Annotated in this window: 19 protein-coding genes; 7 read left to right on the forward strand and 12 right to left on the reverse strand. The window is 68.7% G+C overall.

The window, feature by feature from the left end:
- Positions 1-43: 43 nt before the first annotated feature.
- Entirely contained in the window at positions 44-1,726 is a 1,683-nt protein-coding gene (locus U5798_RS08610) for an alkaline phosphatase family protein (protein ID WP_322081799.1), read from the reverse strand.
- A 251-nt stretch (positions 1,727-1,977) separates the two neighbouring features.
- Between U5798_RS08610 and U5798_RS08615 the strand changes: the two genes are divergently transcribed.
- Positions 1,978-2,199: a hypothetical protein gene (locus U5798_RS08615; RefSeq protein ID WP_124450977.1), complete on the forward strand. Its 222-nt coding sequence runs from the start codon at positions 1,978-1,980 to the stop codon at positions 2,197-2,199.
- 53 nt (positions 2,200-2,252) lie between these two features.
- Here the strand turns inward: U5798_RS08615 and U5798_RS08620 are convergent, their stop codons facing one another.
- Both U5798_RS08620 and U5798_RS08625 read right to left on the reverse strand, forming a co-directional pair.
- Positions 2,253-6,059 (reverse strand): DUF748 domain-containing protein, encoded by a 3,807-nt coding sequence (locus U5798_RS08620; RefSeq protein ID WP_322081800.1) that lies wholly within the window; start codon positions 6,057-6,059, stop codon positions 2,253-2,255.
- Positions 6,060-6,207: 148 nt separating this feature from the next.
- On the reverse strand, positions 6,208-7,644 hold the full coding sequence (locus U5798_RS08625; protein ID WP_124450973.1) for a DUF1254 domain-containing protein: 1,437 nt from the start codon (positions 7,642-7,644) through the stop codon (positions 6,208-6,210).
- Positions 7,645-7,913: 269 nt separating this feature from the next.
- On the opposite strand from U5798_RS08625, the gene U5798_RS08630 reads away from it, so the two are divergent.
- From U5798_RS08630 to U5798_RS08640, 3 genes are all read left to right on the forward strand, one after another.
- Complete coding sequence (locus tag U5798_RS08630) at positions 7,914-8,165, forward strand: toxin HicA (RefSeq protein WP_124450971.1); 252 nt, start codon at positions 7,914-7,916, stop codon at positions 8,163-8,165.
- Positions 8,162-8,485, forward strand: a complete 324-nt coding sequence (locus U5798_RS08635) for a type II toxin-antitoxin system HicB family antitoxin (RefSeq protein WP_124450969.1) — start codon at positions 8,162-8,164, stop codon at positions 8,483-8,485. Before U5798_RS08630 ends, U5798_RS08635 begins: the two co-directional genes overlap by 4 nt.
- Before the next feature lie 190 nt (positions 8,486-8,675).
- Positions 8,676-11,771, forward strand: coding sequence for a heavy metal translocating P-type ATPase (locus U5798_RS08640; RefSeq protein ID WP_124450967.1), 3,096 nt, complete (start codon positions 8,676-8,678; stop codon positions 11,769-11,771).
- 139 nt (positions 11,772-11,910) lie between these two features.
- Here U5798_RS08640 and U5798_RS08645 read toward each other — a convergent pair whose 3' ends face one another.
- The 4 genes from U5798_RS08645 to U5798_RS08660 all read right to left on the reverse strand — a co-directional run bounded on the left by U5798_RS08645 (position 11,911) and on the right by U5798_RS08660 (position 15,080).
- Positions 11,911-12,390: a GNAT family N-acetyltransferase gene (locus U5798_RS08645; RefSeq protein ID WP_322081801.1), complete on the reverse strand. Its 480-nt coding sequence runs from the start codon at positions 12,388-12,390 to the stop codon at positions 11,911-11,913.
- Positions 12,391-12,581: 191 nt separating this feature from the next.
- Positions 12,582-12,737: a hypothetical protein gene (locus U5798_RS08650; RefSeq protein WP_185658149.1), complete on the reverse strand. Its 156-nt coding sequence runs from the start codon at positions 12,735-12,737 to the stop codon at positions 12,582-12,584.
- Between the two features lie 175 nt (positions 12,738-12,912).
- The gene (locus tag U5798_RS08655) at positions 12,913-14,289 is read right to left on the reverse strand and encodes a flagellar hook-length control protein FliK (RefSeq protein ID WP_322081802.1); all 1,377 of its coding nucleotides are present in this window, start codon (positions 14,287-14,289) and stop codon (positions 12,913-12,915) included.
- Positions 14,290-14,381: 92 nt separating this feature from the next.
- Complete coding sequence (locus tag U5798_RS08660) at positions 14,382-15,080, reverse strand: MgtC/SapB family protein (protein ID WP_322081803.1); 699 nt, start codon at positions 15,078-15,080, stop codon at positions 14,382-14,384.
- Positions 15,081-15,195: 115 nt separating this feature from the next.
- Between U5798_RS08660 and U5798_RS08665 the strand changes: the two genes are divergently transcribed.
- A complete protein-coding gene (locus U5798_RS08665) occupies positions 15,196-16,305 on the forward strand; it encodes an AGE family epimerase/isomerase (RefSeq protein WP_124450960.1) in 1,110 nt (369 codons plus the stop codon).
- Here U5798_RS08665 and U5798_RS08670 read toward each other — a convergent pair.
- On the reverse strand, positions 16,278-17,897 hold the full coding sequence (locus U5798_RS08670) for a methyl-accepting chemotaxis protein (protein WP_322081804.1): 1,620 nt from the start codon (positions 17,895-17,897) through the stop codon (positions 16,278-16,280). The genes U5798_RS08665 and U5798_RS08670 overlap by 28 nt on opposite strands.
- A 270-nt stretch (positions 17,898-18,167) precedes the next feature.
- Between U5798_RS08670 and U5798_RS08675 the strand changes: the two genes are divergently transcribed.
- Complete coding sequence (locus U5798_RS08675; protein ID WP_011353771.1) at positions 18,168-18,611, forward strand: PaaI family thioesterase; 444 nt, start codon at positions 18,168-18,170, stop codon at positions 18,609-18,611.
- Positions 18,612-18,651: 40 nt separating this feature from the next.
- Here the strand turns inward: U5798_RS08675 and U5798_RS08680 are convergent, their stop codons facing one another.
- The 4 genes from U5798_RS08680 to U5798_RS08695 all read right to left on the reverse strand — a co-directional run bounded on the left by U5798_RS08680 (position 18,652) and on the right by U5798_RS08695 (position 21,210).
- Positions 18,652-18,933: a type II toxin-antitoxin system RelE family toxin gene (locus U5798_RS08680; protein ID WP_124450956.1), complete on the reverse strand. Its 282-nt coding sequence runs from the start codon at positions 18,931-18,933 to the stop codon at positions 18,652-18,654.
- Positions 18,923-19,171, reverse strand: coding sequence for a type II toxin-antitoxin system Phd/YefM family antitoxin (locus U5798_RS08685; RefSeq protein WP_124450954.1), 249 nt, complete (start codon positions 19,169-19,171; stop codon positions 18,923-18,925). The genes U5798_RS08680 and U5798_RS08685 overlap by 11 nt, the downstream gene beginning before the upstream one ends.
- 129 nt (positions 19,172-19,300) lie before the next feature.
- Positions 19,301-20,353: a CaiB/BaiF CoA-transferase family protein gene (locus tag U5798_RS08690; RefSeq protein ID WP_322081805.1), complete on the reverse strand. Its 1,053-nt coding sequence runs from the start codon at positions 20,351-20,353 to the stop codon at positions 19,301-19,303.
- An 89-nt stretch (positions 20,354-20,442) separates the two neighbouring features.
- Positions 20,443-21,210 carry an IclR family transcriptional regulator gene (locus tag U5798_RS08695; protein WP_124450950.1) on the reverse strand — a complete coding sequence of 256 codons (768 nt, stop codon included), beginning with the start codon at positions 21,208-21,210 and terminating at the stop codon, positions 20,443-20,445.
- 134 nt (positions 21,211-21,344) lie between these two features.
- Between U5798_RS08695 and U5798_RS08700 the strand changes: the two genes are divergently transcribed.
- Positions 21,345-22,127 (forward strand): crotonase/enoyl-CoA hydratase family protein, encoded by a 783-nt coding sequence (locus U5798_RS08700; protein WP_124450948.1) that lies wholly within the window; start codon positions 21,345-21,347, stop codon positions 22,125-22,127.
- The last annotated feature ends 36 nt before the right edge of the window (positions 22,128-22,163 follow it).

Raw genomic sequence — 22,163 nt, forward strand, 5'->3', positions numbered from 1 at the left:
CCTGCGCCGGACGCCGCCCGGCGGCGGCATCCGGCATCCCGCGTCAGCGCCCGATACCGAGCCCCGGCAGCACGTGCGTGTTCTCGGCCACGACCGCATGCAGCAGGCGCGGGTCTGCGCCGAGCAGCCCGAGGATCGTCGGCGCAACCTGCTTCGTGCCGACGAGATCGTTCACGGTGCGCGCGCGATGGACGCCCGGGTACGACACGAGCAGGCCGAGGTGGCTGTCGTCCGGTGCGTTGCCGCCGTGCTCCTCGTCCTTCTTCGTGCTCGACGTGTAGATCACGCCCGGATTCGGCTGGACGACGATGTCTGGCGTGCGGCCGTTGGCCGGATCGCCGAAGCGGTCGGCCAGCGCCGCGCCGTACAGCACGTAAGCCTGCGGGCCGTCCGCACAGATCCCCGGCGCGTTGCAGCCCAGGTTCGCCTTCAGCTTCTCGACCACGGCCGTGCGCTGGCTGCGGTCGCGCAGCCAGATCAGGCCGACGTCGTCGGTCTGCACGAAGCCCGTGCCGACCAGGCCCGAACCGTCGTTCAGGTTGCCCGTCGTCGTGTTGTTCTGGCCGAAGTTGCCGTTCGGATCGAAGAAGTTGTTCGCTTCGAGCAGCTTCGTCAGCGTGTCGCCGTTCTTCACGAGCTTCGTGTGATCGCTCGGCGACTGGCCGTGCTTCGACGTGACGATCACGGCCGTCGACGAATACAGGTTGGCCTGCTTCAGCGCCGCGACGACGTGGCCGATCGCGTCATCGACATACGTGATCGCGTTCGCGACCTGCCCGTTCGGCGTGAAGTCGGCGTCGAGATAGCCGCCGCCCTTCGCGACCGGCGCCTTCTGCGCGACGCTCAGCGTCTGGAAGTTCGCGCCGAACAGCGTCGGCACCGGCGCGGTCTTCGTGCCGGTCGAATCGCGGCCGCCGATCTGGTTGATCAGCGCCTGCACGTGCAGGTTGTCGAAGCGGGCGGTGTGCGAATAGACGTCGGTGTAGGCGGTGTTGGTCGCCGGGTCGATCGAGTTGATCTCGGTGCGCATCAGGTCGTCGACGCCGGTGCCCGACGGGCCGTTCAGCCAGTCGTAGCCCCACGCGTGCTTGTCGGCCCACGCGGTGTGCGCGTTCGGCACGCCGGCCTTCACGGCCTCGAACACCGTGTTGGTCTTCACGTAGTTGTGCGGGTAGACCGGCACGCACTGGCCGTTGACCTTCGCATGCGGGATCGCCTGCGGATTGAACGCGCCGCCGCCGTCGAGATGCACGAGCGCGCCGCCGTTCTGCGCGTCGATGCCGGTCGTCTCGTCGAACACGACGTTCCAGCCCTGCTTGCCCGAGCACGTCGTGTCGCTCGGCGCGTACAGGTTGCGGTCATACGACACGTCGTAGAACAGGCCGGCCGTCTTCGGCGAGCCGCCCGTCACCAGTGCGGCGAGGCCCGGAAACGAATCCGACAGGCCCGGCGTGTACGCATTCGTGTACGTCACGCCGCTCTTCGCGAGCACCGCGATATTCGGGCACGTGTTCGCGCCGATGCAGCGCGCGAGATCCTGTTCGTGCAGGCCGTCGATGCTCAGCAGCAGCACGTGCTTCACGACGCGGCTCGCACGGCCGTTGCCGTTGTCCTCGCCCTGGCTGTTGCCGTCCTGCTGCGCCGCATATGCGCCCACGCTTGCGAGCGCCAGCGCGCCCGCCACCATCACCGCCATTTTTCGTTGCTTGACGAACCTGGAAATCATCACCCCACCTCATCGATTGACGTTGAACTGCACGACTTGCCATCAGGCGCGCAAAATATCGCCGGATCGTGCGGCGGCCACGTGAAGCGCGGCTTTCTGTTGTCTGTCAAACGTAACCAATCGCAAGCGATACGAATCGGTCGCAATGGGCGGCCGTCGCGTGCACCGGCCCGTGCGGCGGGATTTTTTTTCGACTTGGCCGGCGACTATTGGCGTGTAATAAAGGGTTTTCCCTGACCCGGAGCACGACTATGTCGACCCTGGAAGCTCTCCGGTTCGTGCTGGACGATGCACGTACCCCCGAAATCATTCGCCACCACGTCGTCGACGCGCTGCAGTACGCGCTGCGCAACCACGGACCGGTGTTCACCACGAAGGAAATCGAATGGCTGACGCAGTGGGACGACGCGCGTCTGCCGCTGGCCGCGAGGAAGGAACTGGACAAGCGCGAACCGGCGATCGCCGCGCGCTGAAAAAAAACGCCGCGCCCGGCGGACGCGGGCGCGGCGGCGGATGACGGCAAGACTTACTGCAGCCCGAAGTCGACGCGCGTCGTCGCGCCCTTGTCCGAGATGCCCTTCGCGTCGAGCTTCGGCGCGACGACGAACACGCGGCTCGAATCGATCTTCCCGTCGAGGTACTGGCGCACGGCCTGTGCGCGCTGCTGCGCGAGCGCACGCAGCGCGTTGTCGTCGGCCGGCGCGTGATCGGCGAGCGCCTGCTTCATGTCCGCATCGGGCAGCGTCTTCTGCAGGCCGACCAGGTTGCGCGGCTTCTTGAAGTCGGCGGCCTTGTACGCGCGCGCCAGGTACTTCGAGTATTCGGCCTTGTCGACCTTCACCGACATCGGATCGATGCTCTCGCCCTGGCCGACCACGTCCTTCAGCTTCTGCTGGCGCACCAGCCGCTCGACGTACGCGTCGCGCAGCCCCGGCGTGTCCTGCGCCGGGTCGACGCGGCCGATCAGGTCGAGGCGGATCGACGGCTTCTCGGTCAGCATCTTTACGACAGTGTCGAGCTTCTTCTGCTGCGCGTCGGTCAGCTCGTAGGTGCCCGGCGCGAACTCGACGTAGCCGAGATCCTCGCCGCCGCCGCCGAACGCATTCGCGAGCAGCGTGAACGGCGACGTGACGGCCTTCGCGATCAGGTTCAGCACGGCATGCCAGATCAGTCCGCCGACGCTGAACTCCGGGTTCGACAGCGAACCCGACACCGGCAGGTTCACGTCGATCTGGCCGCGCGTGTTCTTCAGCAGTGAGATCGCGAGCTTCACCGGCAGCTTCGTCGCGGTGTCGTTCTCGACGTGATCGCCGAACGTGAGCTGGTCGATGAAGATGTGGTTGTTCGCCGACAGCTGGTCGTTCGCGAGCTGGTAGTGCAGGTCGACGTTGAGCTTGCCCTTCGTGATCGGGTAACCGGCGTACTTCGCCGAGTACGGCGTCAGGTTGGTCAGCTCGATGTCGTGCGCGGTCGCCGTCAGGTCGAGCGCCGGCTTCTCGATCAGCGGGTTCACCGAGCCCTTGATCGAGATCGGCCCGTTGCCGGCGAGGTTCGCGGCGACGTCGACCGGCGCGGACGTCGTCGAATCGGTGCCGAACGCGCCGACCGTCCCGTTGATCGCGACCAGGTTCGCCGTGTAGTTCGGCTTGATGAAGTTGTCGGTATACGTCACGCGGCCGCTCTGGAGCAGCAGCTGGCCGAACTGCATCCGCACCGGGTTCTGCGGCGGCGGCGCGGCTTTCACGACCACGGTCGCGGGCGCAGCGGCCGGCACGGATGCCTGCTGGGCGGCGGCAGCCGATGCAGCCTGCGCGGCGGCCGGCGGCGTCATGCCCGGCGAAAGCGGCACCGGTTCGCCCTTGCTCGCGTCGCGCGTGAGCGACTGCGCGGGGCCCGACTCCTTCGCGACCACGTCCTTCAGGTTCAGCCGCCCCTGCGCATCGAGCAGCACGCGGCCGTAGAAGTTCGAGAACGTCACGCGCGCGGCATCGACGTCGGTGCCCTTCTCGTCGTAGTTCGCCTTCAGGTTCGACAGCGCGAGCGAGCGCCAGCCCGCGAACGGGTCGGACGTCGCCTTGTCGAGCATCCGCACGTCGACCAGCGCGACGTCGCCGCGATAGGTCGCGCGCGGCGTGTCCTTCACCTGCGCGAACGTCAGGTTGCCCTGCGCGTTGAGCAGCGCGCTCGCGATCGTCGCGTTCAGCGCGCTGCCGAAGTACGGCTCGAACGCGGCCGCGTCGAGGCGGTTGCCGTTGATCTTCAGGCCGAGCTTCAGCGGCTGCGCGGTCACGTCGCCCGTCACGTTCAGCGAGCCCTTGCGGTTCAGCGTCGCCTTCAACTGCACGGGCAGCGGCTTCGTCATGTCGTCGCTCAGCTTCTGCACCGACAGCTCCAGCGGCTTGATCGCCAGCTTCACCGGGCGCGGCGTCGACAGGTCGGTGAAGTTCGCGGACGAATCCTCCACGTTCAGCGCGTCGATCCGGTAGTGCCACGACGGCGCGGCGGCCTGCGCCTTGCGCGCGACCGTGCGCTGCGGCACCGCCGCCTGCGCGGGTTCGGCCAGCGCGGCGAGGTCGATCTTGCCGTCCTTCAGGCGCTTCACCTCGAGCGCGAGCCCGCTCGCGTCGACACTCGCAATCTCCACGATGCGCGCGGCGACGTCCACCTTCGCGATCTTCGCGCTCGCGTCGGGCAGCACGATTGCCGGCGCCTTGTTGTCCGGTGCAGCGATCTTCAGCGACTTCAGGCCGATCGTGCTGTCGGCGACTTCCGCGGCGAGCGGCGTCTTGCCCCAGTCGGTCTTCGCGTTGACGGTCGCGCCGAGCGTGCCGTCGAGCACGCGCGCGCGCGTCGCCTCGCCGAGGTACGGCTGCAGTGCCGGCAGCGCGAGCGCGGCGACCGTCAGCTTCGTATCGGCCTGCTTGTCCGCGAGATTGAATGCGCCTTCGGCCTTCACGTCGCCGCCGCGCGACAGCGACGTCGACAGCGTGTATTTCGCGGGCGTCTTGCCTTGCAGCGAGAAACCGTCGAGCGTCGCGGCGAGCTTCGTCAGCGACATCGCGGTCGGCGTCGCCGGCACGCGGTCGTCGACGTTGACCGTGCCGCCGTCGATCGCGAAATGACGGATCGTCAGGTCGAGCGGCGGTGCTTCCTTCGCGGCGGCGGCGCTGTCGGCCCTGACGCCGCTGGCCGCGGCGACGGCGGCACCGGAAGCGGCGGCGGCCGATGCGGCCGGCTTGCCGGCTTCGGCCTTCGGGGCGGCGGCCGGCTGCGCGACGAGCTTCTCGACGTTCAGCACGCCCTGCTTGTCGCGCGCCAGGTCGACCACCGGCTGGTCGATCCGGATCTCGTCGAAGTGCATCGCGTTGCGCAGCGGCTCGAGGCTGGCTGCCGCGACGTGCACGCCGCGCGCGGCGAACAGCGGCGCGGACGCATGGTCCGTCACCTTCGCGTCGTTCAGGTCGACGGTGCCCGACACGCGCAGCGCGGGCGTCTCGCCGCTCATCACGAAATTGACCGCGAGGTTGCTGCTCAAGAGGCCGCTCGTCACGACCACCGGCAGCTTCGCCGGCACGTACGAGATCAGCTTCGGCACGTCGAGGCGATCGAACTTCAGCGCGATCTCCGATTCGCGCGACTGCGCGAACGGCTTGGTCTTGCCGTCGATCGAGATCGGGCTGCCGTCGAAGCGCGCGCGCAGCTTCGGCTCGACGAAGATGTCGGTCTTCGACGCCAGCGTCGCGATATACGGAATGCCGAGCGTCCAGTTGTCGATGACGTGCTGCTCGTTCAGCAGGCGGTCGTCGAAGTCGATCCGGCCGTCGTTGACCTGGATGTTCGACACCGAGAATTGCGTCGGCTTGCTTGCGGGCTTCGGCGACGGCGCGGAGAATTTCTCGATCAGGTCGGTGAAGTTGAAGCGCTGCGCGTCGTAGCGGACGATGTGAAAGCGCGGCGAATCGAGCCGGATTTCATTGACGATCGGCGCGCCGCGGAACAGCGACGACCACGACGGCCTCACGACGAGCTTGCCGATGTCGACGAAGTCGCCCTGGCCGCCGCGCTCGCCGAGGTGGATGCCGTCGGCTTCGAGGTTCAGCGTGTACGGGTTCAGTGCGATCCGCTGGATCGTGGCCGGCCGGTCGAGCTGCTTGCTCAACTGCTGTTCGGCGACATGGCGGATCAATGGCGGTGCTGCGAAGAACCCGAGCAGTCCGAACAATACGAGGAAGATCAGCACGCCGATACCGATACGCCGGGTCCGACGTGAACGTGCAACGCCACCGAGGGCATGGAGGGTCGAGGATATGGTTTCTTTGTCTGCGCTTGCCATGCTTGAATGCCTCGGGAATGGATGCCGGGCCGCGCCGGACAACCGGGCGGCCGCGCACGCTATCCCGAAAGTATAGGCTCAGGAGGTGACGGTACGGGGTTCGGGCGCCGTCGCGCCCGCCGGTCGGACAGTGGCGCCGGTCATCCGTTCATTTCCGGACGACGACGGGCGGCATCCACGACCCGTCGCTCGCCTGCGGCTTCGGTGCATACAGGCGCAACGCGAGCGCGAAATCGGTGCGCGGCGCCGGCAGCCAGTTGCCTGCGTGCGCACCACCCGGCGACGCCGACACGACGATGTCGATCGAACCGTCGCGGTTGCGGCGCAGCCGGTCGCGATCGCCGAGCGAGCGACGCGCCGACCCGACGTCGGGCAGCGCGCCGTTCGTCGTGTACGGCGTGAGCGTCCAGAACGCGCGGGCCGGCGGCAGCGCGCCCGGCGCGAAATGCAGCACGTAGCGGTTCGCACCGTTCAGCGGATGGCCGTCGCTGTCGACGCGGACGACCGCGAGCGTCTCGTCGTCGCGCGTCGCGGTGCCGAACTGCGAGTAGGCAGCGTACGCGCGCAGCGTGTAGTCCTGGCCGTACTTGCCGGCCGTGTCGCCGATCCAGTTCCAGCCGTTCGCGTTCAGCAGGTTCGACGGCGGCGTCGCGAGCCGCGCACGCGCCTCGGCGACGCCGGCCGTCGCCGCCGTGAGGCGGTCGCCGGTCCACAGCACCGGATAGCCGGCCGTCACGCCGATGTCGCCGAGCAGTTCCTGCGCGTGCGCATCGTCGGCCGACGCCGGGTTGTCCTGCAGCGCCTGCGCGAAGCGCGTGAAGAACGCCTTCGGGTCGAGCGCGGCCACCTGCTCGGCCGGCGTGCCGCCGCCCGCCGCTTCGGAAGGCGCGCTGCCCGCATGAACCGCGACCGACGCGCCGCGCGCCGCGCCTGTGTATACAGACAGCGGCACCACGCGAATCGCGCGCTGCAGTTTCTTCACGTCCGTGAGGTCGCGCCCCCCGCTCGTCTGCAGCCGCACTTCGAGCCACGCGTTGGCGGACGGCACGTCGACCCGCAGCGCGCCCTTCGGCAGCGTGCCCTGCCAGCCCTTCGCGGCAAACGCAATCGTTTGCGATCGCGCGCCGCCGCGTGCCGTGCGTACTGCGATGGTCGACGACGACCACAGCACGTTCGTCCACATGTCGAGCGCGCGCGCGTCCCAGTAGCGGCCGCGCGTGTCGGGCAGCGTGACGATCACGGGTTCGGCGGCGACGTCGAGCCAGCCGGTCGAGTCGAGGGTATCGACGCCCGGCAGCGGCGGATTGACCGCACCGACGGGCGGCAGCGCCTGCGCGTGGCGCAGCGTGTTGAGCGGCGCCTGCCCCGGTTGCGCGCCGTCGCCGCCCGTCGCCGCTTCCTTCGCGACGTCCATCAGCACGAGCGGATACGCATAGACATAGGAGTCGGCGACTTCCGCGCGCATCCAGCCGGTTTTCCGCTGGATCGCGTCCGGTTGCGACGCACACCCGGCGAGCAATGCCGCCAAGGCCAGCGACGCGCACGCGCGCCGCAGAGAAACTGATTCCTGCAGGTTTTCAATCATCGATTACTGGCCGAATATCGTTCTTTTCAGTCAACGCCTTGTTCGTCTCGCGAACGGCGAATGCAAGGCACCCCAGCCTGCCCGGATACCGTCTCGCTACGGTTCGCAACGGTGGGCGCTGATGTCAGGCCGGTATCATAGCGCCTAAGGGCATCCCCCAATATGCCGAATAACAGGGCGGGCGCTAGTTCGGTTGCCGGCGGGAACGGCGGTGACAGAGGGTTCGTGACCAGCGCTGACAAATGGTGTCATTATTGACACCATTTGCTATGGCAAGCGAATGGAAGATCCACGATCAAATGGGGCGCGAGCCCGCGAATGTGCGTTTCAACGACCTGTTCAAGGTCTGCGAGGCACACTTCGGAGCGGCCCGCCAATCGGGTTCCAGCCACGCTATTTTCAAGACACCGTGGCAAGGCGATCCTCGAGTGAATATCCAGCATGATCGCGGGAAAGCGAAGGCGTACCCGGTGCGACAGGTTCTCGACGCGCTCGATCGACCGAAGGAACAGAAATCATGACCCAAGACCACTTTACGTACCGCGTAACGTGGTCCCCGGAGGACGGGGAGCACGTCGGCCTCTGTGCGGAGTTTCCGTCTCTTTCGTGGCTCGACGCCACGCCGGAAGGCGCGCTGACGGGCATTCGCCGGCTCGTCGCCGATGTCGTGCGCGACATGACCACGAACGGCGAGAAGGTGCCCGATCCGATCGCCGACCGCACCTACAGCGGCGAATTCAAGGTTCGCATCCCGCCACAGGCGCACCGTGCGCTGGTCATCCAGGCCGCCGAGCAAGGCGTCAGCCTGAATCGCCTCGCGAGCGCCAAGCTCTGCGCCTGACCACGTAATCAAGCGCAACGCACGACCGCCCGGCTGTCCGTCTGGAAGCCGGGCGATCGTTTTTTTCACGTTGTGACACGCTGTGTACATCGACATGCGTCGCATCGTCGCCGACGCTTGACCTTGCCATCATGGGAATGTTGATACTGGAACCATTCGCGGCTCGAACCGCGCTTTTGGGGAATCCGACATGACTGAACCACTTGCCTCCGCAGCGCTGCAAACGATCGAACTGAGCGTCGACGGCATGCACTGCGGCGGCTGCACGGGCCGCGTGCAGCGCGCGCTGGCCGCCGTGCCGGGCGTCGTCGATGCGGCGGTCGATCTCGACACGCAGGCGGCGACGGTCACCGCGCAGGACACGGTCGAAGCCGGCCGGCTCGTCGATGCAATCCGTGCGGCCGGCTACGGCGCGGCCGTGCGTGAAGCGGCGGTCGAAGCCGTTGCGACCGCGCCTGCGGCACCTGCGCAGCGCGACGAAACACCGTCGGCAGCGATTGAACCTCCCCCCACCGCTGCCACGATCGAACTCGATATCGAGGGCATGACCTGCGCATCGTGCGTGTCGCGCGTCGAAAAGGCGCTGGCGAAGGTGCCGGGCGTCACGCGCACGTCGGTCAACCTCGCGACCGAACGCGCCACCGTCGACGTATCGGCTGGCGTTTCCGCGTTGCAACTGGCGAATGCCGTAAAGCAGGCCGGCTATGACGCGACGCCGACGGCGGCCGATCTCACGCTTCCGACCGCCGTCCCCGCTACACCTGCCACGCCCGCCGCACCCGCCGCACCCGCCGCACCCGCCAGCATCGAACTCGATATCGACGGGATGACCTGCGCATCGTGCGTGTCGCGCGTCGAGAAGGCATTGGCGAAGGTACCGGGCGTCACACACGCGTCGGTCAACCTCGCGACCGAACGCGCCACCGTCGACGCGTCGGCCGACGTATCCGCCGCACGGCTCGCCGAAGCGGTGAAACAGGCCGGCTACGGCGCGACACCGGTCGCCGTCGCCACGCCGCCCGCAGCCTCGCCCGCCTCCACCGACCTCGAACTCGACATCGGCGGCATGACCTGCGCGTCCTGCGCCGGCCGCGTCGAAAAAGCGCTGGCCGCCGTGCCGGGCGTCGCGCGTGCATCCGTGAACCTCGCGACCGAGCGCGCGTCGGTGCACGGCGCCGGCGCACTCGATGCCGCCACGCTGATCGCGGCGGTCACCACAGCCGGCTACCGTGCATCACTCGCCGCCGCGCCGTCAGCCGGCGCCACGACCGGCACCGACGCGCAGCCGGCCAGCGCCGCACCGGACCCCGACGCCCGCAAGCGTCGCGAGGCCGTTCGCGAACGCAACCTCGTGATCTGGTCGGCGGTATTGAGCGCGCCGCTCGTCGCACCGATGCTGGTCGCGCCGTTCGGCATCGACCTGATGCTGCCGGGCTGGCTCCAGCTGGTGCTCGCGTCGATCGTCCAGTTCGGTTTCGGCGCACGCTTCTACCGCGCAGCCTGGCATGCGGTGAAGGCACGCACCGGCAACATGGACCTGCTCGTCGCGCTCGGCACGTCGGCCGCGTATGGCTTGAGCCTGTGGATGCTGCTGCGCGACCCCGCGCATCACGGCCACCTGTATTTCGAGGCGTCGGCCGTGATCGTCACGCTCGTGCGCTTCGGCAAATGGCTCGAATCGCGCGCGAAGCGCCAGACCACCGAGGCCATCCGTGCGCTGAACGCGCTGCGCCCGGACCGCGCACGCGTCATCGAGCACGGCGTCGAACGCGACGTACCGCTGGCGCAGGTGCGCGTCGGCACGCAGGTCAGCATCCGGCCGGGCGAACGCGTGCCCGTCGACGGCCGGATCGTGTCGGGCCGCTCGCACATCGACGAATCGCTGATCACCGGTGAAAGCCTGCCCGTGCCGAAAGACGACGGCGACCTCGTCACGGCCGGCTCGATCAACGGCGAAGGCGCGCTCGTCGTCGAAACCACCGCGATCGGCGCGGAAACGACGCTCGCACGCATCATCCGCCTCGTCGAATCCGCGCAGGCCGAGAAGGCGCCGATCCAGCGGCTCGTCGATCGCGTCAGCGAAGTGTTCGTGCCGGCGATCCTCGGCATCGCGGTGCTGACGCTGGCCGGCTGGCTGATTGCCGGCGCCGGGACGGAAACCGCGATCCTCAACGCGGTCGCGGTGCTCGTGATCGCCTGCCCGTGCGCACTCGGCCTCGCGACGCCCGCCGCGATCATGGCAGGCACCGGCGTCGCGGCGCGGCACGGCGTGCTGATCAAGGACGCGCAAGCGCTCGAACTCGCGCAGCGCACGACCGTGATCGCATTCGACAAGACCGGCACGCTGACCGAAGGCAAGCCGTCGGTGACGGCCTTCGAAGCCGTCGGCCTGCCGCGCGACGAAGCGCTCGCGCTCGCGGCGGCCGTGCAGCGCCAGAGCGACCATCCGCTCGCGCGGGCCGTGGTCGCGGCACACGATGCGGACGTGGCCGCGCGCGGCGACACCACACTGCCGGCCGTCGCAGTCGACGCGCGCGCGGTGGCCGGACGCGGCGTGGAAGCGCGCGTCGGCGGGCACCTGCTCGCGCTCGGCAGCACGCGCTGGCGCGACGAGCTCGGCCTCGCGGTGCCGCCCGAGCTCGACGCCCGCGCAGCCGAACTCGAACGCGCCGGCAACACGATCTCGTGGCTGATGCGTGCCGATGCGCCGCGCGCGTTGCTCGCGCTGATCGCGTTCGGCGACACCGTGAAGCCGGGCGCCCGCGACGCGATCGCGGCGCTGTCGGCGCGCGGCGTCGTCAGCGCGCTCGTGACCGGCGACAACCGCGGCAGCGCGGCGGCCGTCGCGGCGTCGCTCGGCATCGGCGAAGTGCATGCGCAAGTGCTGCCCGACGACAAGGCGCGCGTCGTCGCCGAGCTGAAGCGCACGCACGGCGGGGTCGTCGCGATGGTCGGCGACGGGATCAACGATGCGCCCGCGCTCGCCGCGGCCGATGTCGGCATCGCGATGGCGACCGGCACGGACGTCGCGATGCACACGGCCGGCATCACGCTGATGCGCGGCGACCCGGCGCTCGTCGCCGACGCGATCGACATCTCCAAGCGCACGTACCGGAAGATCCAGCAGAATCTGTTCTGGGCGTTCGTCTACAACCTGGTCGGCGTGCCGCTCGCGGCATTCGGCTTGCTGAACCCGGTGATCGCGGGCGCGGCGATGGCGTTTTCCAGCGTCAGCGTCGTGACCAACGCGTTGCTGCTGCGGAGATGGAAAGGCCGCGCACGCTGATGCGCGGCGATGGCCGGACGGCAGAGTGGCCGTTCGGCCATCGGCCATCGGCCAGCAGCCAGCAGTAAGGTTCGGGAGGATTGTCGACGTCGGCCGGTTGGGGCACGCCGGATCGGCAGCGCGTACCGCGCCGGTGAATTCAGTCCGAAACGACCGGCTTGATCAACGTCGTCGTGATCGGTGCGAAGCCGCACGCGCGATACAGCGCGCGGGCCGCCGTGTTGTGATTGAACACCGACAGGCCGATCTCGGTGACGCCGTACCGGCGCGCCTCGGCGTCGAGCGCATCGAGCGTGCGCGTGGCCCAGCCCTGGCGGCGCCGGGACGGGACGATGTCGAGGTCGTAGATGAACAGCGTGCGGTTCGGCCCTTCGGGCACGATCGCGTACCAGAGGTCGCCCACCGCGTCGCCGCTGGCGCCGTCGATGAGCATCACGAGGATCTGGCCGGCGGTCAGCAGGCCGTCCGGCAGCAGCGTGTCGAAACAGGCGCGCGCACGATCGGCGGCGTCTTCGGCAGCGTTTTGTCCGGATGAAACGAGATCGCGCGCGTAGCCGTCGATGGCTCGCGTGCGGTACGCATGGAATTCACCGGCCGACATCGGCCGCATCTGCAGCATGGCCCGGTCGCCGTCGAGGGAATCGGACTTCCAGTGTAGCGGGACGGTCGCACCGGCGCGCAATGCGGCGGTGGAAAGCGGGCAGGCGGGTGCGGCGAGCGCCGCGCCGAATCAGCGAATCAGCGAATCAGCGAATCAGCGAATCAGCGAATCAGCGAATCAACGAATCAACGAATCAGCGAATCAGCGAATCAGCGACGGTACAGGACGATCGGCACGAGATGCGCACGGCGCACGCGCTCGGCTTCGGCATGACGCGCTGCGTACGAGTATTCGGCGTCGAGGGGCAGGTGCGGCGACACGAACAGGTCGTCGATCTTTTGCAGCAGGGCGAGGATGAAGCTCATGTGAGACTCCTGACAGATGTGACTAGGGTTTTCCCTTAGATGACCTCCATTCTAAGGGTTTTCCCTGAACTCTGCCAGTGAACCGCATCAGTTTGCCGCAGGCGCGCGACAGCCGATCGCCGCCGCGGAACGGCGATCCTTGCTCCGTCGGGCTTTCAGGATAGGGTCGAAACGATTAACGCGTGCGACGAGCACGCTTCGCGACGGCCGCCTCGCGGTTCGCCGTGCGCTGCAGCCGGTCGACTTGCGACAGGAGCGCTTCGTGGTGTTCCTCGAGCGTCATCAGCGTCGCCTGCTGCGTCGACAGATCGGCCGCGAGGCGATCGATCCGTTGCTGCTTCGTGGCCACGTCCTGTTTCAGGTGCGCGATCTGTCGCGTTTGCAGCACCAGCGCGACGAGCGTGGCCAGCACGACGACAGCCAGCGCCAGCAGCAGGCGGTTGACGCGGCGCATCTCGCGATCGGCCGCGTGCGTCAGGCCGTCCACGTCGGCCTGCAGCGCGGCGAACCGGTCGGTCAGCGGGCGCAGGTGCGTGTCCGGGTCGAAGACCGGCGCGGCCGGTTGCGTGCGTTCCGCCGACGGCTTCGTGACGAAGGACGCAGCGGAAGCCACAGGCTGGGCAACGAGTGGCGGCGCAATGTCAGGCTGCGCGGTCGCTTCCCTGGGGGGCGCGGAGTTCGTGGCAATTGCCGGCTCGGCGGACTGTACCGGCGTCTGTGGCGCGGCAGGCGCGGCGGCAACGTCCGGCGAGCCGGTCGATTCAGCCGCTTCCGGTACCGCGGCGACGCTCGTCGCAGCCGGCGCGGATTGCATCGGCGCCGCTTCGCTGGCGCCGGCAGCCGCCCGGCGTTTGCCTCCCGACGACGGGCGGCGCTCCTTCACGGCATCGCCGGCCGATTTTCCTTCGCGGGATTTGACGGCCGCCACCTCGGCGGCCGGCTTGACGACTTCGGCATCCGCCGGTGGCGCTTCGGCCGCATTCGCCGCAGCGACATCAGCCGATTGCAGCGTGGCCGCCACCTTCACGGCGGCGTCGGCCGCAGGCACGCCAGCCTTCGTTGCCACGCCATCGGCCGCAGGCAAATCGGCTGCCTTCGTGGCGCCGCCACCGGCAGATGCGCCGTCGACGTTCGCGGTCGCACCACCTTCCGGCGTCGCAACACCCTCGCCTGCCACCACGACATCCGGCGTCGCCGCACCTTCCGATCCCGCTTCCGCGTGCCCGGCCGAGGCCGCAGCCGCCCCCTCCGGCACGCTGAACCCGTCCAGCGAGGCTTGGCGCCCGTCCGCGGCACCCGCCGCCGCGTCGGCTTCCGCGACGGCCTCGTCGCGCGCCGCAACCGGCGCACGCTCGCCCGGCTCGAGCACCGGATCGCCGAACAGGTCGAGCGTCCGTTCATCCCGCGGAGCATCGCCGGCCGGCGCATTGACGGGCCGCGCCGTCGCCCTCGCGGACGTGCTGCCCGCGGCAGCGGCCGAGCGCCGGCGGGAACGGGTCGACGAACGAATGGAACGGGAGCGGGGGCGAGGCGAGGAAACGGATTCGGTCATGGAAATCGGATGGCGGGGCCCGCAGGCGCGGAGCCGGATGTCGAACGGAATCGGTGGTCGGCCATTGTCGCATGGTCCGTTGCCGATTCAGCCTATTCGTCGCCCGACAGCCCGTTGCCCTCTTCGAAGCGCGTGACGCCCTTCAGCGCACGCAGCTTGTCGCAGATCGCCTGGTATTCGAGTTCCGACACCCGTGCGAGCGCGATGCGCACTTCGTCGTGCTCGCCGGTCTCGTCGGCACGCTGCACGATGAACTGCTTCACACGCGCACTCGACGGGCCGAGCGCCGCGTGCAGCGAATCGAACGTCAAGGCGCCGCTCACGACCGTCAGCGCGAGCTGGCGCCGCTGGCGCACCGTGAAGTAGCGCCGCTCCAGCGGCTTGATGCCGGCCAGGATGATCAGGATGATGATCGTCGCGGAAATCGACGCGACGTAGAGCCCGCCGCCCACCGCGAGGCCGATCGCGGCGACCGACCACAGGCTCGCGGCCGTCGTCAGCCCGCGCACGATCTCGCCGCGCAGCAGGATCGAGCCCGCGCCGAGGAAGCCGATGCCCGACACGACCTGCGCGGCGATCCGCGACGGGTCGAGCACGATGTGGTCGCTGCGGCCGAGCACGTCGGCAAAACCGAACGCCGACACGATCATGATCAGCGTCGAGCCGACGCACACCAGCATGTGCGTGCGCAGGCCGGCCGCCCACGACAGGCGCTCGCGCTCGAAGCCGATGACGCTGCCGAGCGCCGCCGCGAGAACGAGCCGCATCACGAGTTCCAGGTTGCTGAGCATCCGCTTTCTCTCCTTTTTCTGGTGCCGGCCGCGCGGAATGTTTTATCCTTGGCCCCGGCCGCGCCGATCCTCCGGGCCGCGCCGACACGTTTCGATCCAAGCGCTCAACCCCGTCATGCCCGTTTCCGACTCCGCTTCCGCCCAGGCCGCCCAGCTGCGCCACCATTTCGCGCACGTCGTCTTGCCGATCTGGCGGGGTTCAGGGTTCGACCAGACATTGCAACTGCCGTTCGAGGCCGTCGATCCGGCCACCCACGCGCCGCTGCCCGTCACCCGCTATCGCGCCATGGCGTGCGCGCGGCAACTGTTCGTGTTCGCGCAGGCCGGCGATTCCGCGCACGCGGCCACACTGTTCGACGCACTGTGCCGGCGCTTCCGCGACGCGCGCCACGGCGGCTGGATCTACAGCGTCGACGCGCAAGGCGCGCCGCTCGATACGACCAAGGATCTCTATACGCACGCGTTCATCGTGTTCGCGTGCGCCGCCTGGCACGCGGCGTCGGGCGACGCCGCCGCGCGCGCGGTGGCCGAGGAAACCGCCGCGCTGATCCAGGACCGCTTCGCGCCGCACCCCGGCGACGCGCTGCTCGACGCGGCCCGCCATGCCGATTTCTCGCCCTCCGGCAGCGGTGCGCTGCAGAATCCGCTGATGCACCTGACCGAAGCGTGGCTCGCGGCCGCCGACGCATTCGGCGACGCGGCGTTCGACGACGCGCTCGCGCGCACCGCGCACGCCGTCGAGCGCACGTTCGTCGATGCGGCGACCGGCTGCGTCGCCGAGTTGCCGCTCGGGGCGGCCGACAACCGTTTCGAGCCCGGCCATCAGTTCGAGTGGTTTTACCTGGTCGATGCGGCCGGCACGCGACTCGCGCAGACGGGCCTTCCCGCCGCGCTGTCGCGCGCGTTCGCGTTCGCCGAGCAATACGGCGTCGATCCGCAGACGGGCGGCGTGTGCGCGGCGCTCGACGCGCAAGGCGCGTGCATCGACGGCACGCAGCGGATCTGGGCGCAGACCGAATACCTGCGTGCGCTCGCGACGCACGGCGGCACGCCGGCCTCCGCGCCGCTCGCGCGGCAGATCGAGCGGTTCGCCGCGCGCTTCCTGCATCCGCGCGGCTGGTTCGAGTGCAAGACGGCGGACGGGCAGGTCGCGCGCGCCGACATGCCGTCGACGACGCCCTACCACCTCGCGACCGCCTACGCGGCGCTGCCGGCCGGTTCGTAAGGCGTCCCGGCGAACGACGGCGCCGCGCGCTCGCCGTGCGCGGCGCGTCCGTCACCCAGCTCGAACACCGACACCGCCTGCATCAGGTGCGCGGTCTGGTCGTTCAGCGACGCGGCCGCCGCCGCGACTTCCTCGACCAGCGCCGCGTTCTGCTGCGTCAGCTGATCCATCTGCGTGACGGCCTGGTTTACCTGCTCGATCCCGACGGTCTGCTCGACCGACGCCGCAGTGATCTCCGACATCGTCTGCACGACGCGCGTGATCGACGCCGACACCGTCCGCATCGCGTCGCCGGCGCGCTCCACGAGCTCCGCGCCGCCGTTGATCTGCGCGACCGAATCCTCGATCAGCGCCTTGATCTCCTTCGCCGACTGCGCGCTGCGCTGCGCGAGCGAGCGCACTTCGCCCGCGACCACCGCGAAACCGCGCCCCTGCTCGCCGGCCCGCGCGGCCTCGACCGCCGCGTTCAGCGCGAGGATGTTGGTCTGGAAGGCAATGCCGTCGATCACCGAGATGATCTCCGCGATCCGCCCCGAGCTCTGCGCGATGCCGCGCATCCGGTCGATCACGCTGTCGACCACGCCGCCGCCGTGGCTCGTCGCTTCGAGCGCCGCATCGGCCAGCGCGCTGGCTGCGCGTGCACTGTCGGTGTTCTGCCGGACCGTCGCGGTCAGTTCCTCCATGCTTGCGGCCGTTTCCTCCAGCGACGCGGCCTGCGTGCCCGTGCGCGCCGACAGGTCGGCGTTGCCGCCCGCGATCTCGCCCGCGCCGAGGTGAATCGCGTCGGACGCGTGGCGCACCGTGCGCACGGTGCCCGCGATACTCGTCTGCATCGTGGCGAGGCCGCGCAGCATGCGGTCGATCTCGAACACGCCGCCGGCCCGCACGGCTTCATCGAGCCGGCCCTGCGCGATCCGCTCGAAATGACGGCCGGCTTCCTCCAGCGGCGCGACGACCGCGCGCCGTGCAGCCGCGTAGATCGCGGCGCTCGCCGCGAGCATCGCCACCAGCAGCACGATGCCGACCGACTTGAACCAGCGCATGCCGCCGTCGATCGTGTCGAGGGCGACGCGGCTCGATGCGCTGCCATAGTCGGTGAAGCGGTGCAGTTCGGCGATATAGGCATCCTGGATGCTTTGCGTCGGCTGGTCGAGGAAGGCCTGGATGTTGTCGGCGTCGAGGAACTGCACGAGTTCGCCCAGCGCGCCACGCAGCGCGCGATAGCGTTCGGTGAGCGCGGCGACGCGCGCGCGGTTCGTGTCGTCGACCGCCTGCGCGGCCGTCAGCATGGCGAACGCCTTGTCCGCTTGCGCGAGCGACGCGCCCGCATGGCGGATGATGTCTTCCGGCTTCGGGCCGCCGCGCACCATCCGCGTGCCCGCACGCGACAGGTTGATGCGCGCGTCGAGCAGCTGCTCGGTCGCCCGGCTGGCCGCATCGACCTGCGCGATCGCGACGTTAGACAGATCGTCGACGCCGCTGCGCGTCGACGTGAGCGTCCAGAAGCCGAGCGCTTCGATCGCGAGCAGGAAGAGGCAAAACACGGTCAACACGCCGAGCAGACCCGACGCGAGCTTGATTTTTCCGAACATGGGGAGATTCCTGGAGAGCGGACGATGAGGCAATGCCCCGGCATTAGCGGCATTTCTTCGTCGGACTTTAGGAATGGAAGGCGGCAAAGTTCGCGTTGCCCGCGCATCCCCGCGGAATCGCCTGCAAACCGCGAGATCTTCGGTATTTGACGCAATAATCGCGTCGCATCGCTTCTGAATTTGCACGAAACGCGGACGAATTTCCTTGCTTATCCGGAGCCCCCTTCCTAGAGTTCAGCGCAAGCGGGCACTCATTGCGAAGGAAGTTCAATGACCGACATCACGGACCACGCGCGCGGCGCATTGCGCGCGCAGCCGTTCAGCATGCTGCTGGGCACGGAGCTGATGCATATCGGCGACAACGAAGTGTCGCTGTGTCTGCCGGTGCGCGAGGAACTTCGGCAGCAGCACGGTTTCGTGCACGGCGGCGTCATCAGCTATCTCGCGGACAACGCGCTGACGTTCGCCGGCGCACTCGTGCTCGGCCCGCGCGTGATCACCGCCGAATACAAGATCAACTATCTGCGGCCGGCCGTGAACGGCACGCTCGTCGCCCGCGCGAAGCTCGTCTACGCGGGCCGGCATCAGGCGACGTGCCAGTGCCATGTGTTCGTCATCGACGGCGACCACGAGCGGCTCGTCGCGATCGCGCAAGGCACGATCAACCGCGTCGGCGACGGCAAGATGCCGGATGCGCCGGAGGAAACGGCGTGAATTGCCGAGCGCAGGCATCGATGCCGCGCTGCCCGTCGCGCTAGCGTTTCATCGCAGCCAGATAGACCGCATCACGCTCGCGGCGGCCCACCGCGACCACCAGCACGATGACTTCCGCGTCGCGCACTTCGTAGACGAGGCGATAACCGACACCGCGCAGCTTGATCTTGTAGCGATCCGGGTGGCCGTGCAATTTGGCTGACGGGATGCGAGGATGCTCGAGCCGTTCGGCGAGCCTGACCTTGAATTGATCGCGCACGGAGCGATCGAGCTTCTTCCACTCCTTCAATGCGGAGTCGAGAAAGGCGAGTTCAAAGGTCATTCAGCTTGACCTTGACGACCTTCTCCCTGGCGCGCGAATCGGCCAACACATTGTCTTCAATGTCTTCCAGACGTTCGACCATCGCCTCCCACGTCTTCGCGGGAATGCAGTAGAACGCGGGTTCGTTGTGATTCAGGATCGCGACCGGAAAACCCTCGCCGGCGGCAACGGTTCCCATCGGATTCCGCTTCAGCTCCGAAACGCTAGCCGTCACGCTTGCCAGAATGGTGTGGGGCATATCTGCTCCTTGTTCGATCGAACATCGATTGTACTTGATTTGATACTAAATTTAGTACCAAAATTGGCACTCTCGATGCGTTCGACACCCGGCCATCGACAAACGGAAGTCGGCTCCCTGACGCCGCGCCTATTCCGCTCCCTCCTCCGCCAACGGCAAGAACCGCGGCGCCACCCTCGCCCGCACGTTCCCGTGTTCATCCGTCCGATAGATCCCGCGCGCCGCGTTGTGCGGATGCACGGCCGCGTCAGCCACGCTCAGCACCGGCGCGAAACACGCGTCGGTGCCTTCGAGCAGCGCGCGCCAGTGCGCGGACGGCTGCTGCGCGAACACCGCCGCGAAACGCGCCTTCAGCGCGGGCCAGCGCGCCCGGTCGTACTGCGACGCGGGATCGACGTCGGTCAGCCCGAGCCGTTCGATCAGCAGCGCATAGAACGGCGGCTCGAGTGCGCCGATCGTCACGCATTCGCCATCCGCGCAGCGATACACGTCGTAGAACGGCGCGTCGTGGAACAGGCTCGGCTGCGCGCCGTCGAGCTGCCCGTTCGCGCGTGCCCATAGCGCCAGCGAACCGAGCATCGACACGATGTCGACGATCGCGCCGTCGACCACGCGCCCCGGCCCGCCGCCGCGCACATCGAGCAACGCGCAGACGATCCCGAACGCGAGCCCGAGCGCGCCGCCCGCATCGCCGACGACGGTCGGCGGCACGCCCGGCCGGCCGTCGCGCGGCGCGGACAGCGACAGCAGCCCCGTCAGTGCGACGTAGTTCAGGTCGTGCCCGGCCGCGGCCGCGAGCGGGCCGTGCTGGCCCCAGCCGGTCATCCGCCCGTACACGAGTTTCGGGTTGCGGCGCGCGCAATCGTCGGGCCCGAGGCCAAGCCGCTCCATCACGCCGGGCCGCAAGCCCTCGATCAGCGCGTCGGCCTGCGCGATCAGGTCGAGCGCGGCGGCGCGGCCGGCCGGCGCCTTCAGGTCGAGCTCGACGATCGTCTTGCCTTCGCGCAGCAGGTCGCCGTCGCGGGCCCGCAGCGCATCCGGCGCGCTCGTGCGGCCGGACGGGCGCGCGATCAGCGTGATCCGCGCGCCCATCCCGGCGAGCATCCAGCCCGCGAGCGGGCCGGGGCCGAGACCTTCGAATTCGACGATGTGGATGCCGGCAAGCGGCGCGTTCAATGACATGGCGACGACCTCGCTGAAATGCAGCCGGCACAAGAGCGGCGAAACCTCCCGATTCTATGCGAATGCCTGCGCGCGTCCGCCTCGTCCGATCAGCCAGCCGCCGCATCCCGACGCTGCGCGTCCAGCGCCTCCCGCATCGCCTTCACGATCGCGTCGCGACGCGCGTCGATCCGCTCGACGGGCCCGGCCACCCCCATCGCCAGCGGCAGGCCGTTCCAGCCGTCCGCGATCACCATCGAGATCATCGCGGCGCCCTGCGTGACCGTATGTGCCGAATACGAGTAGCCGAGCCGGCGCGTCTGTTCGACCTTGTCGAGCACGACATCCTCGTCGATCGTCCTGCCCGACTTCCCGATCCGGCGGATGCTGCGCGACACGAGCCGGCGGATCGCGCTGTCCGGCTGAAGGCTCAGCAGCGCCCAGCCGAGCCCCGACATGCAGATCTCGCGACGCGTGCCGATCGGCGCGTAGAACTGGATCGGAATCGTATGAGAGCCCTCCACCGCATCGATGTACTGCACGTACAGATCGCTCTGCACCGCGATCACGACTGCCTCGTGCGTGCGTGCCGCCAGCCGCTTCGCGACGGCATGCCAGTGTCGCCGGCTGCCGGCCGCCGAATCGACCAGCGCCTCGCCGAGATTGACGAGCCGTGCCGTAGGCGCATACGCGTGAGTGGCGTCGTCGTACGCGAGATAGCCGAGTGCCTTCATGCTGGTCAGCAGCGCCGCCGCGCTCGACCCCGGATACCCGCAGCGCGTGGCGATCTCGCGCACGCTCAGCGGCCTCTGCAAGGTGCTGAAGAGTTCCAGCACCTCGAACACGCGCGCCGCGCTCTTGACCACGTTTCCGCTCATCCCGCCCTCTCCGCAGCTACCGGGACGGGCCTTCCACATATGTGGAACGGAATTTCCCGCCGCCAACCGTCGTGACGATACTAGGCTTCGGCCCGCGGCGTGAAGTCCCGCGGCACGGAACACACGGAGACACCATGGCAGCCTTTCTGATCCGTGAACGGCAGGGCCCGATCCTGACCGTCACGATGAACCGTCCCGAAACCCGCAACGCCATTTCGGACACCGATGCGATCGACTCACTGACCGAATGCTGCGACGACGCGAACCGCGACGAATCGATCCGCGTGCTGGTCCTGACCGGCGCCGGCACGACGTTCTCGTCGGGCGGCAATGTGAAGGCGATGCGCGCGTTCATCGAATCGGACCCGCACGATCCCGCCGCGATCCGGACCAGCTATCGCCGCGGGATCCAGCGCCTTGCACAGGCGTTCCAGCATCTCGAAGTGCCTGCCATCGCGGCGGTCAACGGCCCGGCGATCGGCGCCGGCACCGATCTCGCGTGCATGTGCGACATCCGCATCGCTGCCGACCGCGCGCGCTTCGCCGAGAGCTTCATCGCCCTCGGCCTCGTGCCCGGCGACGGCGGCGCATGGTTCCTGCCGCAGATCGTCGGCGCCGCCGTCGCCGCGGAAATGTCGTTCACGGGCGATGCGCTGGACGCGCAGGCAGCGTTGCGCTGCGGGCTCGTGTCGCGCGTCGTGCCCGACGGCGATCTCCTCGCGCACGCCCATGAGCTGGCCGGCCGCATCGCCCGTCATTCAGGCACCGCGCTGCGCCTGACCAAGCGGCTGCTGCGCGAAGGCCGCCACGCGAGTCTCGAGACGCTGCTCGACCTGTCCGCGTCGTACCAGGCGTTCGCGCACGCGACCCCTGAACATCGCGCGGCGGTCAACGCACTGTTCGCCGCACGCGGCTGAACCCGCGACCGCGACGCATCACGGCCGCGCAGCCGG

Origin of the sequence: Burkholderia sp. BCC1972 (assembly GCF_905339605.1) — a bacterium.
Taxonomy (GTDB): Bacteria; Pseudomonadota; Gammaproteobacteria; order Burkholderiales; family Burkholderiaceae; genus Burkholderia.